The 15301-nt window shown below is 63.4% G+C and carries 12 protein-coding genes; 5 read left to right on the top strand and 7 right to left on the bottom strand.

All coding sequences use genetic code 11. The annotated features are described in order from the left end of the window. Window positions 1–7 precede the first annotated feature (7 nt). The 3 genes from QMA15_RS03175 to QMA15_RS03165 all read left to right on the top strand — a co-directional run bounded on the left by QMA15_RS03175 (window position 8) and on the right by QMA15_RS03165 (window position 2991). Window positions 8–898 (top strand): alpha/beta hydrolase, encoded by an 891-nt coding sequence (locus QMA15_RS03175; protein WP_290283662.1) that lies wholly within the window; start codon window positions 8–10, stop codon window positions 896–898. A 78-nt stretch (window positions 899–976) separates the two neighbouring features. Then, the gene (locus QMA15_RS03170; RefSeq protein WP_020905658.1) at window positions 977–2386 is read left to right on the top strand and encodes a GGDEF domain-containing protein; all 1410 of its coding nucleotides are present in this window, start codon (window positions 977–979) and stop codon (window positions 2384–2386) included. 5 nt (window positions 2387–2391) lie between these two features. Beyond that, a complete protein-coding gene (locus QMA15_RS03165) occupies window positions 2392–2991 on the top strand; it encodes a histidine phosphatase family protein (RefSeq protein WP_020968024.1) in 600 nt (199 codons plus the stop codon). On the opposite strand, the gene QMA15_RS03160 is transcribed toward QMA15_RS03165, so the two are convergent. From QMA15_RS03160 to QMA15_RS03135, 6 genes are all read right to left on the bottom strand, one after another. Then, window positions 2992–3981 (bottom strand): oligopeptide/dipeptide ABC transporter ATP-binding protein, encoded by a 990-nt coding sequence (locus QMA15_RS03160; protein ID WP_021332638.1) that lies wholly within the window; start codon window positions 3979–3981, stop codon window positions 2992–2994. Next, entirely contained in the window at window positions 3981–5078 is a 1098-nt protein-coding gene (locus QMA15_RS03155; RefSeq protein WP_290283661.1) for an ABC transporter ATP-binding protein, read from the bottom strand. The genes QMA15_RS03160 and QMA15_RS03155 overlap by 1 nt, the downstream gene beginning before the upstream one ends. Beyond that, on the bottom strand, window positions 5075–6169 hold the full coding sequence (locus QMA15_RS03150; RefSeq protein ID WP_020968023.1) for an ABC transporter permease: 1095 nt from the start codon (window positions 6167–6169) through the stop codon (window positions 5075–5077). Before QMA15_RS03150 ends, QMA15_RS03155 begins: the two co-directional genes overlap by 4 nt. Next, window positions 6162–7118: an ABC transporter permease gene (locus QMA15_RS03145; RefSeq protein WP_019746259.1), complete on the bottom strand. Its 957-nt coding sequence runs from the start codon at window positions 7116–7118 to the stop codon at window positions 6162–6164. Before QMA15_RS03145 ends, QMA15_RS03150 begins: the two co-directional genes overlap by 8 nt. 92 nt (window positions 7119–7210) lie before the next feature. After that, window positions 7211–8830: an ABC transporter substrate-binding protein gene (locus QMA15_RS03140; protein WP_020968021.1), complete on the bottom strand. Its 1620-nt coding sequence runs from the start codon at window positions 8828–8830 to the stop codon at window positions 7211–7213. Between the two features lie 182 nt (window positions 8831–9012). Continuing rightward, window positions 9013–10608 carry a Na+/H+ antiporter gene (locus QMA15_RS03135; protein ID WP_020905652.1) on the bottom strand — a complete coding sequence of 532 codons (1596 nt, stop codon included), beginning with the start codon at window positions 10606–10608 and terminating at the stop codon, window positions 9013–9015. Between the two features lie 26 nt (window positions 10609–10634). On the opposite strand from QMA15_RS03135, the gene QMA15_RS03130 reads away from it, so the two are divergent. Beyond that, a complete protein-coding gene (locus tag QMA15_RS03130; RefSeq protein WP_019746256.1) occupies window positions 10635–10955 on the top strand; it encodes a UBP-type zinc finger domain-containing protein in 321 nt (106 codons plus the stop codon). A gap of 292 nt (window positions 10956–11247) precedes the next feature. After that, on the top strand, window positions 11248–13560 hold the full coding sequence (locus QMA15_RS03125; RefSeq protein WP_290283658.1) for a pyruvate dehydrogenase: 2313 nt from the start codon (window positions 11248–11250) through the stop codon (window positions 13558–13560). Between the two features lie 83 nt (window positions 13561–13643). Here the strand turns inward: QMA15_RS03125 and QMA15_RS03120 are convergent, their stop codons facing one another. Continuing rightward, a complete protein-coding gene (locus tag QMA15_RS03120) occupies window positions 13644–15263 on the bottom strand; it encodes an ABC transporter substrate-binding protein (RefSeq protein WP_290283657.1) in 1620 nt (539 codons plus the stop codon). Between the last annotated feature and the right edge of the window lie 38 nt (window positions 15264–15301).

The following is a 15301-nucleotide window of genomic DNA, read 5'->3' as shown; positions in this document are numbered from 1 at the left end:
TTCTCACGTGCCGGAATTGTTCCACGTGAAACCACCGGGCGAGATCTTGCAGGTCGGCGAGAGCCGACTGCATGTTCTTGCCGAGGGCGACGGCCCCGTCGTCGTCCTGTGCGGCGGACTGGCGGGCAACTGGTTCGACTGGGATGACTGCGCGCGTCATCTCCAGTCGGACCACACCGTCGTCCGCTTCGATCGCCCGGGCTTCGGACTCAGCGAGCCGTCTTCCGACGTGCCGACTGTCCGCGGCGAAGCTCAGCGGATCCGCGACGTGCTCGACACTCTGGAACTGACTGGTCCGGCCGTCGTCGTCGGCCACTCCATCGCCGGCTTCTACGCCGAAGGCTTCGCGCGACTGTTCCCCGATCGGGCGGCGGGGATGCTGCTCCTCGATTCCAGTGCCGAGAAAGAACCGAAACGTCTTTTCCCCCGCGACCTGCTGCTGATCGCCTCCCGGGCCGCCGCGGCCTCGTTCAGCACCACCGGACTCCAACGACTCCTCGGCACCACGACGCGCAAGATCCTCAACCAGTCCGTGCCGCCGAGCGGGTCGTCCGAAGCCACCCTCGAATGGGTCCGGAAGATCTACCGCGAGCCTCACTATCTGGAGGCGGCGATGATCGAATACGTCGCGTACACCGATATGGCGCTGGAGCTCACCGCTTTACGACGCTCGAGCAAGCATCCACTGCCCGACATCGACCTCAGCGTCGTTGCCGCACACACTGGCCACACCACTCCCTGGTCCATCGCCTGGATGGCAAAGCAGCAGAAACTCGCCACCTACCTCGGCGGGAGTTTTCACGTCCTGCGCCCGGCGCATCACCACGCGATGATCGATCAGCCCGAGGAGTTGGCGAACTTGATTCGGCGCCTCACGCAGCCGAACCCTCGGGAATGACACTTCAACGTACAACTCGGACAGTAGCCGGATCATTGCTAGGCTCGGACAGCTTCTGCTTTCTACGACAGGCTGGCCATGGATCGTTCGACAACCCGGGTGCGCTCGTCGCTGATCTTCGTCGCCATACTCGTTGTCGCCCTCGCCGGCATCGCCGCCCGTCCGCCCGGGTTTCTGTCGACCTTCTGGCCCGCCAACGCGATCCTTCTGGGCATTCTCCTTCGTAACCCACGCTCGTTTGCGCCGATCGGACTCGCTGTCGGCGGCGCCGCGCTGCTGACGGCGGATCTTGCGACCGGAAGCCCCGTGCAGAGGGCCTTCGAACTGAATGCGATCAATCTGGTCGGCGTCACGACAGGATTGATCGCCGCGAACTTGCTCGGCTGTTTTCCGCGGCGGATCTCCGAGACCAAGTACACGACCAGAATCTTCGTCGTCTCGGTTCTGGCGTCGTTCACGGCTGGGTCCGCGAGCGCGCTGCGCACTCAACTCCACGAAGGAAGCGGTGCGGGAACGGAATTGGTGGGTTGGTTCTTCGCCGACCTGTGCACCTATCTGATCGTGCTGCCCATCCTTCTTTCCGCACCTCCGTTCGACCACGTCCGTCGTACGTTCGGGCCGTCCGTGCGGCAGAATCTGCGACTTCGACGGGTCGCCCAGATCCTTCTGCCGCTGGCAGCCCTCCTCGCCTGCCTCCCGCTGGCCCTCGAAGTGCAGGGAGCCCTCGCATTGCTGCTTCCGATGCCGGCGCTCTTGTGGTGCGCGATGCGCGTCTCGCTGTTCAGCACTTCGCTCCTCGCGGCTGGGTGGAGCGCGTGGGCGCTGATCATGGCCGGCCAGGGGCGGTTGGCCCTGGCCGATCCGGTTCATCTGCTCAGCGAAGGTGTAACCACCAGAATCTCCGTCATCTTGATGGCGCTCTCCCCCATCGCCGTAGCCGTCGCCACGGGCGCACAGCGACGCGCTGAACGTGAACTCCAACGCATCGCCGAATGCGACGCCCTGACCGGAACGCTGAGCCGACATGCATTCTGGACCCAGTCGCAAGAACTCCTCGACACCCAACACACAGCGCGAAAATCGATCGCCGTCATGATGCTCGATCTCGACCACTTCAAATCGATCAACGACAACCTCGGCCACCTCACCGGAGATTCGGTCCTCGAACAGTTCGGAAACACCCTCCTCGCCACTACCGAAGGACTGGGACTGTCCGGTCGCCTTGGCGGTGAGGAATTTGCCGTCGCCGCCGCCGACTGCACATTCGAGGAAGCAATTGCCCTGGCAGAACGCATCAGACAGAGGCAGGAGGCGCACTCCCGATCCATCCGCGGCTTCGCCGGAACGGTCAGTATCGGAGTCGCCTGGGTAGATCAGGCAATGGCCGAGATGGACGCTCTGCTCGACATCGCCGACACCGCCATGTACCAGGCGAAACGCGAAGGCCGAAACCTCGTGGTGGCCGTCGATCTGTACATGGCAAGGTGACGTGGGTGCAACTACTCCTGATCCGACACGCGCTCCCCGAACTGGCCGAGGTCACCGAAGGCTTCGCCGATCCCTCACTGACCGACGCCGGTCGCGTGCAGGCACTTCGGCTGCCTGCGGCTTTGGCCCCCTACCGGATCACCGGGCTCTTCAGTAGCCCGCAGAAGCGCGCACTCGAGACTGCGGACCCGGTAGCGCAGGCATTGGATCTTCCGGTCACCCAGCTCGAGGGTCTGGCGGAGTACGACTACGAGCAGCCCCACTACATCCCGATGCACGAGGTCTTGGAACGCGCACCGGAAACGTATGCGCGCATCAAGGCCGGATGGCTACCCGAGTCGGTGGACGGCGACGCTTTTCGTGCGCGAGTCCTCGGTGCGATCGACGACGTCGTCGCCGCAACCGACAACAACGCCACCGTGGCGATCTTCTGCCACGGCGGCGTCATCAATATCGTTCTGCAGGAACTACTCGGGCTGGAGCGTCCGTTGACCTTCCCGATCGAGTACGTGTCCGTCACGCGAATTCTTGTTTCCCGGGACGGAAGCCGCAGGGTCGGGTCGATCAACGAAACCGGTCACGTACGCAACATGCTTCGCGTGTAGTCACACGTTGTGGCACGCCACCTGATGACCGCCCTGGACGAGACGAAGTTCGGGAACTTCCTCGGCGCAGAGATCCGTGGCCAGCGGGCACCGAGTACGGAACCGGCAGCCGCTGGGCGGATTGAGCGGCGACGGCAGCTCGATGACCTTCTGCTCGACGTTCTGCGCTGCGGTGACGGTGGCATCAGGATCGGGAATCGACGACAGCAGTAGCTGCGTGTACGGGTGCAGCGCGCGGTTCTGCATGTCTTCTGCGGGAACGATTTCGCAGACGCGGCCCAAGTACATGATCATCACGCGGTCGCTGATGTTCTTCACGACGGCCATGTTGTGCGCGATGAACAGCAAAGACAGCCCGTGACGCTTCTTCGCATCCTCGAGCAGGTTCAGAATCTGCGCCTGCACGGAGACGTCGAGGCTCGAGACCGGCTCGTCACAGATCAGGACTTTGGGATCGAGCATCAATGCGCGGGCGATGCACACACGCTGGCACTGTCCGCCCGAGAGTTCCCGCGGGGTCCGGTCCCACACCATGTCCGGGTCCAACCCGACCTCGGCAAGAACCTCGCGTGCCCGAGCTTCGATGGCGGCCTTGTCTTTTCCGCCCCAGATCGACGGACCCTCGGTGATGAGAGCCTTGACCTTGCGACGAGGGTTCAGGGAGGAGATCGGATCCTGGAAGATCATCTGCAACTGAGTGCGACTGCGACGCAGTTCTTCCGCGCCCAGTGCCGTCATTTCCGTCTCTCCGAGGCGAATGGAGCCCGACGTCGGTGAGGGCAACTGCATGATCGCCCGGCCTGCTGTGGACTTGCCACAGCCGGATTCACCGACAACGCCCAATGTTTCGCCCGGAGCGACGGTGAAGCTGATCCCGGACACGGCATGAACGGTCTGCCCCTTGCCGACGTTGAATTCGACGACCAGGTCCTCGACCGTCAGGGCCGCGTCCACCGTCTCGGGCTTTCTGGTTTCGGTTGCTGCAGTCATCAGACCATCTCCTTCACCGCGAGCGAGAGACCCGCTGCGGTAGTGCCGGCCTTCTCGTTGGCGACCAATGCCGTTGTGCCTTCAGGGGTGTCGACCGGGTAGTGGCACGCGAACGTGTGACTTTCGGTTGTGTTGTCTCCCAGGCCACCGGGAGCCAGAGCCGGTTCGCCGGTCAGGCAGTCGTCCTGGGCATACCGGCAGCGAGCGGCGAAGCGGCAACCGGTGATCGGCTTCGTCATGTCCGGCAGTCCACCCGGAATTGTCTGCAGCACTGTGTGCGTCGGCGATTCGAGTCGCGGAATCGCGGCCATAAGCGCTTCGGTGTACGGGTGGCGCGGACGAGTGAACAACTCCTCGGTGGCCGACGTTTCCACGACGGACCCGGCGTACATGACGGCGACGCGATCCGATCGTCCCGAGACCACACCGAGGTCGTGGCTGATCAGGATGACGGCCATGTTGAGCTTGTCGTTGAGCGAGGCGAGCAGGTCGAGGATCTGCTTCTGCACGGTCACGTCGAGCGCTGTGGTCGGCTCGTCCGCGATCAGCAGTTTCGGCTCGCAGGCCAGGGCCATCGCGATGACCACACGCTGACGCATACCGCCCGAAAGTTCGTGGGGGTACTGATCGAGCCGACGCTTGGGCTCGGGGATACCCACCATCGACAGGAGTTCCGCAGCGCGATCGCGGGCCGCGTCCTTCTTCAGACCCAGGTGGAACTTCAAGGATTCGGTGATGTGGGTACCGATGCGCTTGAACGGATTGAGCGAGGTCATCGGATCCTGGAAGACCATGGCGATCTCGGGTCCCCAGAAGTGCTTCATCTCCGCCTTCTTCATGGTCGACATGTCGCGGCCGGCAAACGTCACCGTCCCGCTGATGTCCAGAGCCGGACCCTTCTGCAGCAGACCCATGATGGTGCGTCCGAGAACCGACTTGCCGGAACCGGATTCACCCACGATACCGAGAGTTTCACCGGCGGAAACGTGGATCGAGACACCGTCGACTGCTCGCAACTGGCCACGCGGAGTGGCGAATACGGTCCTGATGTTGTCCGCCTGCAGTAGCGGAACGCCGTTCTGAACTGAAGTGGTCACAGCTTACTCCGATACTTCTCGCCGATGAGGTTGAAGGAGAACACCGTCAGGAAGAGGAAGACGCCGGGAACCAGAACGATGAACGGATGCTTCTCCACGATCCCGCCCTGGCCTTCCGCAATCATGTTGCCCCAGGTCGGATCAGGTTGTGCGATACCGAGTCCGAGGAAGCTGAGTGATGCTTCCGCGACAATCAGGCCGGAGACGGCCACCAGGCCGAGCGCGGCGACCGGAACGAGGACGTTGGGAACCAACTCGCGCCAGATGACGCGCCATTTGGTGGCGCCCATGGCCCGCGCGGCAAGCACGAACTCCCGTTGGGCGACGACGATGGTGTTGGCCCTGGCGATTCGAACCATGCTGGGAATGCAGAGAATCGAGAGTGCGAGGGTGATGTTGCGCAGGTTCGACGTGAGCACCGCGGCCAGTGCGATCAACAGCACCAGAGAAGGAATGGCCAGCAGCGAGTTGGTCAGGATTCCGACGACTGCGTCGACCTTGCCGCGGAAGTAACCGGCCATGACGCCGATGGTGCCGCCGATGATCATGCCGATCAGTACGGCGCAGATGGCCACGGTCAAGGATGCCCTGGCACCGAACAAAGCGCGGGCAAGCAGATCGAGACCGAAGTTGTTGGTACCCAACGGGTGATCGGAGAGCAGGCTCGGCGAGGCGAAGCCCGGCTCGGCCAAGGTCTTGACCGTGTCCTTGTACTCACCGAGCGGCAGCAGCGGTGCGAAGATCGCGGCCAGGATCAGCGCGGCCAGCCAGATGCACGCCAACCAGTACGAGAGATCGAACTGACTGCCCCACTTGGACGTACCGAGCTTGCCGAGACCCTTGAAGAGGAAAACCAGGGCAACGAGCGCGAGCACGATGCGGACGGTCATCATGATGGCCGAACCGAAGAGTGCGGTGCCGAGCAGCGCAACGCCGATCACCGTGAGAATCGATCCGATCAGGACCAGATTCTTGGGCTGTTCCAACGTCTCGACGGGACCGGGAGCCAGCAGGACTGTCTGCTGCCGGTATGTCATCACCTCGGACGGGGCCGGCGACGGGGCCGCTCCGTCTGGCGTCACTTCAGACATGGACACGACGACTCCTCGGGTCAAGATAGGTGTACAGAACATCGATCGCACTGTTGACGAGGACGTAGATGACCGCGATCACGACCACCGCGCCAAGCAGCATCGGCGAATCACCTTGCTGCGCTGCGCGGACGATGAGCGTGCCCATTCCGGGCAACGAGAACAGCGTCTCGACGATCACGGTGCTGCCGATCATGCCGCCGAGAGCCAGACCCATCATCGTGATGAGCGAGAACGACGACGGTCGGAGCGCGTCACTGAAAAGCACTCGCAGCGTGGGCATTCCCTTCGCCTTCGAAGCGAGGATGTAATCCTCACGGAGCGTCGTCACCAGATCGGATCGGAGAACGCGAGTGAACATCGCCATCTCGAGGAGGCTGATGGTGATAGCCGGGAGTATTGCGTGTGAGAGGTTTCCGGAGAGGCTGTCCCCGATGCGCACCCACTGTGATCGCGGGAACCAGCCGAGCCAATTGACGGTGACCATGATCAGCAACAGACCGGCGAGGAAGCTCGGGACGGAAAGAACACCGAACGTCGCGGCGCTGATGACGCGGTCGATGACGCCGCCTTCGTGGTGCGCCGACCAGAGTGCGAGCGGCACGGCGACGACGAGTGCGATGACCAGACCCATCACGGCCAACTGAACGCTGACGGGCAGTGCCGAGCCGATCGCAGTCAGAACGTCCTGCTGCGGGGGAACAAGCGAATTACCGAGGTCGCCCTGGAGAGCGCTGGTCAGCCAGTCCCAATAGCGAACCAGGAGTGGATCGTTGAGCCCGAGCTGCTGCCGAACTTCCTCGTACTCGGCGGGCGTTCGGCCTTCACCTAGAACGGAGACAGCAGGATCGCCGGGGATCAGTGATGCCAGCACGAAGGTTCCGAAGCTGACGATCAGGATCACAATGACGAGCTGGCCCAATTTCTTACCTATTGCGCCGATGTTCATCGATTTCGTCTCCTTCGGACAGCGAGCTCGCAATACACAGCAGTTCCTCTGATTTCAGGTCTTGGTTCAAGCTCTCCAGGACTTCAGGCTCTCTAGGACTTCCAAGCTCCGTCGAAGAGCACGATTCCGTCGAGACTCTGCTCGAGACCGTGAACGTTCTGGTTCCAGACGTCGAGTGCGGCGACGTTGCCCCACACCTGCCACGGGACGGTCTCGTTGGCGCGTTCCTGAATCTGTGCCAGGACTGCCTTCTTGTCGTCGTCGGTGGTTGCGACGCCCAACTTGTCCAGGAGAGCGTCCATTTCGGCGTCGGAGTAGCCGGTGGCGTTGTTACGGCCGCCGGACTTGATGCCCGTGTACAGACGCTCGTAGGGATCGGCCTCGGCGAGGCTCAGTGCTGCGGTGCTCATGTCGTAGTCGTGATCGGCATACATCCGCTTGACCAGATCACCTGCACCGGTGACGTATTCGATCTGAGCGTCGAATCCGACAGCGTTGAGCATTGCCTGGATGGCCAGAGCCGTTGCCTGGGCGGACGGTTCCTGGATGGAGAGGAAGGTGATCTTTCCGTCGTAGCCGTCGGCCTTGGCCTGATCGAGCAGTTCCTTCGCCTTGGCGGGATCGACGCCGATCGGTGCGACGTCGTTGTGCCAGCGCGAGGTGTCCTGGAAGATCTCCTGGCCGGGCAGTCCCTTGCCGTTGTTGACGCGGGTGTTGAGCGTCTCCGGATCGACGGCAAGCGCCATCGCCTGGCGGACACGAACATCCGAGCCCGGGCGACCCGGGGCCATGTTCACGTTGGCGATGTAACCGAGCGACGGGATGTCGACGAAGCCGGGGTAACCCGACTCGATCAGATCCAGGATCGGGGTGAGCGTACGCATGTACGCGGCGTCGATGCCGCCCGTCTTGAGGGCTTCAGCGGTGGGCTGAGCGCCGACGATGCTGATCAGCTTGAGCTTGTCGATGTTCGGTGCGCCGTCGTAGTAGTCGGGGCGAGCAGCCAAGAGCAGTTCCTCGTTGGGAGCGAACTTCTCGAGAGTGAACGCGCCCGCACCGATCGGGGTGAACTGGTCACCCTGCTGCGCGCTCGGGGCGACGATCATGCCGGGTCCGGTAGCGAGCATCGACTGGATGCCCGTCCACGGATCAACGAGGTTGAAGACGACAGTCGTCGCGTCGGGGGTGTCGATCGAGGCAACCTTGGAAGCCCACAGGCTCGACTGCGGTCCCTTGTTGGTGACGTAGCGGTTGATGCTGTCCGCCACTGCCTTGGAATCGAAAGCTGTTCCGTCGCTGAATTTCACACCGTCGCGGAGCTTCAGCGTCCAGGTCTTGCTGTCCGAACTCGCTTCGAGCGACTGGGCGAGCTTGGGCTCGAACTTCTGCCCGATGGGGTCGTAGCGCATGAGCACGTCGTAGATGGCGCTGAGCTCGCTGCCGCCGGTGGCGCCGGCAACCTGAGCCTTCGCGGGATCGAGAGTCGTGACCGCCGAGTAGCCGCTGAACGTCAGCGTGCCGCCCTTGGTGGGAGTGCCGGGGTCGGCCTGCTCGTTGACCATGCCGATCTTCAGCGAGGAACCGGAATCAGCAGATTCGCCGCCGCCATTGCTCGAGCCGTTGTCGGCGCACGACGCCAGGAACATACTTGCGGTGATCGCCAGCGCAGCCGCAGCCAATCTGCGACTTCCGCGGCGGGAACTACGACTCATTCGAATGCCTCCAAGGCGGGGTAAGACCGTGACGTGATGTTGAACACGAAACAGTCTGTGACGGGAGGCACAGAAAATTGGATCGAGTCTCGCTCAGTGGAATCGGTTAAGTTGCAGGCCTCAACGGCCAGGTAAACCGACCCTGGCCAGCGATTACCCTCACCGACATCAGACCAGCCGGTCTAGTCCCGGTCGAGCGTGGCTTCCTCGAGATCGAGCTCTCGAAGTACCTTGCGGAGAACCTCGTCGTCGATCCGGCCGGCATCGCGCTCGGCGATGAACACACCTCGCTCGGCATCGATCATCTCGAGGCGCAGCGAGCGGAAGGCGTTCGACGGGCTCTCCCCCAGATCCTCGTCGCTGCGTCCCAGTCGCTCCCACGCCGAGTTCGCGCGGTGGGTGTTCCAGCTTCGCAAGATGTCCGCGGCGCGATTGCGGACCTGAGGGACGTCGTCGGCGTCGGCTCCGACCAATTCGTCCAGGCGCGCCGCAGCAGCGCGTGCAGCCTTGTCCTGAGCCGCCGCCTCGGCGCGTGCGTCGGACTGCTCCTCGTCTCCTTGCACACCGAGGACACGGATGACCCACGGCAACGTCAGGCCGTGCAGCAGCAGCGTGCCGACCACGACGACAAACGTCAGGAACAGGATCAGCGAACGGCCCGGGAAGTCTTCACCACTGTTGACCGTCAACGGAATGGCGAAGGCAGCAGCCAGCGACACGACCCCTCGCATACCGGCCCACGACACGACGAACACTGCCCGCGCCGAAATCTCCGGCTCCCTCGCTCGGATACGGGGCGACAGCCAACGCGGTACGTACGTGAACGGGAACACCCAGGCGATCCGCACCACCACGACGGTCACGAGCACAGCAATCGACGCCCAGACGACGATCGAGGTGCTGTACCCCTGCAATCCGTTGACAACACTGGGCAATTGGAGCCCGATCAACAGGAAGACGAAGGACTCCAGGATCAGGTCGACGGCCTTCCACACTGCCGTGTCCTGCAAGCGCGTCGCATAACTCGCGCGCGTGGAGCGCTGGCCGAGGAACAATCCGGCCACGACGACCGCGATGACGCCCGACGCGTGGACCTCTTCAGCAGCCAGGTAGGTGAAGAACGGCACCACCAATCCGATTCCACTCTCCATCACCGGATCCTGGAGTTTGCCGCGGACTTTCGAGATGACAAAGCCCACCGCGAGGCCGATCACCGTTCCACCGACCGCTGCGACGAGGAAGGTCTCGAAGCCGCCGATCAGTGTCGCACCGGTACCCACCGCCGCCGCGAGAGCGACCTTGTAGGCAGTCAGAGCGGTGGCGTCGTTGAGCAGGCTCTCCCCGCCCAGCAGGGTCATGATTCGGCGCGGCAGACCGAGCTTGCGTCCGATTGCGCTCGCGGACACCGCGTCCGGCGGCGCCACGATGGCGCCGAGAACCAGTGCGGCCGCAATCGAGAACTCCGGCACGATCAGATAGGCGACAAAGCCCACCGCTGCCGTCGTCGCCAGGGGCAGCCCCACTGCGAGAAATCCGATCGGACGCAGATTGGACCGCAGTGCCAGGTATGAACTGTCCAGCGCCGCCGAGTACAGAAGTGGAGGCAACACGACGAACAGGACGAGGTCCGGATCGAGCTCCAACTCCGGAACACCGGGTATCTGGCAGGCGATCAAACCGACCAGGACAAGGATCAGCGGCGAAGACAATCCGAACCTTCGCGCGACCGCCGCCACCAGCAACGCCGCTACTACAACCCCCAGTAATATGCCGTTCACTCTGGCAGCATGCAGTATGGAAGGCGATGAAGAAAATCCTGAAGCGAGCAGCAGCTCGCACACAGCAGCCCGCACCCGCTCCGACCGGTTGCGAGGAACTAACCAATGCGCCCGAAACGGACCCGGCAGCGCTGACGCCCGGCGTCTGCCAGGAGTGCGCCGAGTTGGGCGAGGATAACTGGTCTCACCTGCGCATGTGCCTGTCCTGCGGCCACGTCGGGTGCTGCGATTCCAGCCCCCATCAGCACGCGACCAACCACTACCGCGACACCGCGCACCCGGTCATGCGCTCGCACGAGCCCGGCGAATCCTGGCGCTGGTGCTACGTCCACGATCTGATGGATTGAGCGCGCACGACTCGCAGTGTGCTGCGCATAGTGCCCACCTCGCACGGCGCACAGGCCTCGGTGTTGCGCACATTGCTCAATCCACTGGGTAGCTATTGCCCAATCTGTATGCCGATGATGGACTTTGACGCAGAATCTGCACAACAGATCGACAGGTGCGGCTGGACTTTGCCGCGCCGAACGGTTCGGCCTCAGGAAGTCCTGCCAAACATCACAACCACATCGTCGGCCCCATGATCTGGGGTACAGGCGGTGTGGCGATCGATGTCAACTATTGAAGGCAGGACCGGCCGTGAACAGCCCCAGCATCAACCAGAACGCTCCCGAGCCACTGGCGGAGATCGAGAAGCGCGTTCTGTGGTTGTCGACCGCGATGATCCATCACGCCAACCGTGTCCGTCCGAATCCCAGTGGGCTCAAGGTCGGCGGCCACCAGGCCTCGTGCGCGTCGATGGTCTCGATCATGACGTCGCTGTGGTTCGGCCAACTTCGTTCCGGCGACCGGGTTTCCGTCAAGCCGCACGCGGCTCCAGCGCTCCACGGCATCAACTATCTGCTCGGTGAACTCGACGAGTCGTACCTGACAACGCTGCGCGAGTTCGGGGGCCTGCAGAGCTACCCGAGTCGATCAAAAGATCCCGATCCGGTGGACTATTCGACCGGATCGGTGGGAATCGGTGCGACGGCTCCCATCTGGGGCGCCATCGCACGCCGATACGTCGACGCCTCCCTCGGCGGCGCCGGAACCGGGCGTCAGTACTCCCTTGTCGGTGACGCCGAACTCGACGAGGGCGCGGTGTGGGAAGCAGTTCTCGATCATTCGGTCGCCGAACTGGGTGAGATCGTGTGGATCGTCGACCTCAACCGCCAATCGCTCGACCGGGTGGTGCCGAACATCGCGGCAACCCGCCTGGAGCGCATGTTCTCGGGCGCCGGCTGGCAGGTCATCACCGTGAAATTCGGCGCGCTCCTGGAATCGCTGTTCACCCGGCCGGGCGGCACCGCGTTGCGCGAACGAATCCTGGACATGCCGAATCCGGAGTACCAGCGTCTGCTGCGATGCACGGCCGACGAGGTCCGTCTGAGGCTGCCCGGCGACGCGGCGGACGCCGACGCGATCACGTCGCTGATCAACGACCTCGACGACGCCACGGTGCTCGAGGCCATCCGCAATCTCGGTGGCCACGACCTCGACGCTCTGCGAGAGGCGTACGCGCAGATCGACGACACCCGCCCCACCGTGATCATCGCGTACACGATCAAGGGCAGGGGCCTGCCGACGCAGGGCCATCCGCAGAACCACTCGTCGCTGCTCACCGCCGAGCAGTACGAGATTCTGGCGGCGGAACTCGGCATGGATCCGTCGAAGCCCTGGGAACGGTTCGAGGCGGACGGCCCGTCAGGTCGCATCTGCGCCGAAACCGCTGAGCGCCTGGCTCGCCCGAAGGTGGAGCATCTGGTGCCCCCGGCAGTTCCGAAAGACATCGGCCGTACCCCCTCCGGCACGTCCACCACTCAGGCAGCTCTCGGTCGGGTGCTACTCGACCTCAGCCGAGAGGCGCCGGACGCCGCGAAACGTGTTGTCACACTGAGCCCGGACGTCAGTTCCACCACCAACCTGGCAGGGTGGCTGAACAAGGTCGGGGTCTGGTCCCCCAACGAGCGGCACAACTGGTTTGCCGACGACGCCGAAACGATCATGCACTGGCGTGAGAAGCCCACCGGTCAGCACATGGAACTCGGTATCGCCGAGACCAACCTGGTCGGCCTGATGGGCGAACTCGGTGCAACCTGGAGTCGCTGGGGCCAGCCGCTCTTCCCCATCGGCGTGATGTACGACCCCTTCATCGAGCGGGCTCTCGAACCGTGGTCGTACGGCATCTACGCCGGTGGACAGTCGATCATGGTCGGCACTCCGTCGGGCGTCACCCTGGCAGCCGAAGGCGGTGCGCACCAGTCGATCAAGACCCCGTCCATCGGACTCGAACAGCCGGGATGCGTCAGTTTCGAACCGGCATTCGCCGTCGATGTGGAGTGGACGCTCCTCGACAGCATTGGACGCCTCGGCCGACCAGACGGCAGCTCGTCGTATCTGCGTCTGTCGACCCGTCCGGTCGATCAGGCCTTGGCCGCGGTGCCGGCCGATCCGGCTGCGCGAGAACGCCGTCGACGTCAGGTGGTGGGCGGCGCGTACACGCTGCGGCACAACCCTGATCCGGCCATCACCCTGGTCGGCATGGGTGCCACCGTCACCGAAACACTTGTCGCCGCCGAAAGACTGGGCGAGCAAGGCATTTCCGCCGACGTCGTGTGCGTGACCAGCCCCGGATTACTCTTCGAAGCACTCCAGTCTCGGCGCGGTCTCGCGGACGGTCCGTCGTGGATCCTGGATCAGATCTTCCCGAGTAGCCGGTCCGCGCCGATGGTCACCGTTCTCGACGGGCACCCGCACACCCTCGCGTTCCTGACGGGAATCAACAATGTCCCGGGTGCTGCGCTCGGAGTGAGCCGGTTCGGTCAGGTCGGTTCACTCGAAGACGTCTACCGGTACCACGGCCTCGACTCCGACAGCATCGTTCGCGCCGCCCTCGATCTCACTTCTTGATCGGTCACACTCTCTGATGCCGAGAAGCGTCCCCGCGGGGACGCTTCTCGGGTCTGATCAGTTCTTCAGTTCTTCAGAGGCCTTCAGTTCTTCCAGGCCTTGTCGAAGAACATGATTCCGTCCAGGCTCTGCTGAATGCCGTGGACATTCTGTCCCCACACACCGAGCCACGGAGTGTTGCCGTAAACCTGCCACGGCACAACCTCATTGGCGCGCTCCTGGATCTTGGCTAGCACCTCGATCTTCGCGTCGTTCGACGTCGCTACACCCAGCTGGTCGAGCAGCGAATCGATCTCCGGATCGGAGAAGCTCGTGGCGTTGTTTCGTCCACCGGACTTGAGGTTCGAGTACAGACGCTCGAACGGATCGGCTTCCGCGAGGTTGGCCGAACCTGTTGCCATGTCGAAGTCGCGGTCGGCGTACAAACGCTTGACGACGTCGGCAACCGAGTTGACGTACTCGATCTGGAAATCGAAACCGACGGCGTTGGCCATCGACTGCAACGCCAGAGCCATCGCCTGCGCCGAATTCTCCTGCAGCGTCAGGTATGTGATCTTGCCGTCGAAACCGTCGGCCTTGGCCTCGTCGAGAAGCTGCTTCGCCTTGGCGGTGTCTACGCCGATCGGAGCGACGTCGTTGTGCCAGCGAGAGGTGTCCTGGAAGATGACCTGGCCGGGCAGACCCTTACCTTCGTTGAGTCGGTTGTCGAGAGCGACGGGATCGGTCGCGAGCGCCAATGCCTGACGCACCCGCACGTCGGCACCGGGACGACCGGGAGCCGTGTTGACGAGCGAGAGGTACGACAGCGACGGGATGTCGACGAAGCCTGGGTAGCCGGAGTCGATCAGATCCAGGACGTTCGGAAGCGAACGCATGTACGCGACGTCGGTGCCGCCGCTCTTGAGGGATTCGGTGGTGGACTGTGAACCGACGATGCTGATCAACCGCAGCTTGTCCACGTTCGGGGCGCCGTCGAAGTAGTCTTCCCGAGCGTCGAGGATCAATTCCTCGTTGGGAGCGAACTTCTCGAGGGCGAACGCGCCCGCGCCGATCGGGGTGAACTGATCGCCCTGCTGGGCGCTCGGCGCGACGATCATGCCGGGTCCGGTGGAGAGCAGTGACTCGATACCGGTCCACGGGTCGACAAGATTGAAGACGACGGTCGACGCGTCCGGGGTGTCGACCGACGCAATCTTCGACGCGTACAGGCTCGACTGCGGCCCCTTGTTGGTGACGTAGCGATTGAGGCTCGCTGACACGGCCGCCGAATCCACCGGCGTCCCGTCGCTGAACTTCACACCGTCGCGCAGTTCGAGAGTCCACGTCTTGAAATCGGAACTCGGTTCCATCGACTCCGCGAGTTTCGGAACAAATTCCTTCGACGCCGGGTCGTAGCGCAGCAGGGTGTCGTAGATGGCGCCCAGCTCCGAACCGGCGACCGAACCGGCGATCTGAGTCTTCGCGGGGTCGAGATTCGTGACAGCGGAGTACCCGCTGAACGTGAGCGTGCCGCCCTTGACCGCGTCACCCTCGCCGGACTGCTCGTTGACCGGGCCGATGGACAACCCCGAACCGGAATCCGGTGCGTCGCCGCTCCCACCCCCGTTCCCGCTGTCAGCGCACGACGAGACGAACAGGCCGGCGGAGACAGCCAGCGCGACGGCGGCAACCTTGCGGTGACCGCGCCGAGAACTGCGACTCATTCAAAACCTCCAGGTCAGAAACTGTGATGTGAAGCATT

Source organism: Rhodococcus sp. APC 3903, assembly GCF_030407755.1.
GTDB classification, from domain to species: domain Bacteria; phylum Actinomycetota; class Actinomycetes; order Mycobacteriales; family Mycobacteriaceae; genus Rhodococcus_F; species Rhodococcus_F erythropolis.
Note: the sequence above shows the minus strand (reverse complement) of the source record. Positions and strands in the feature narration are given on the sequence as shown.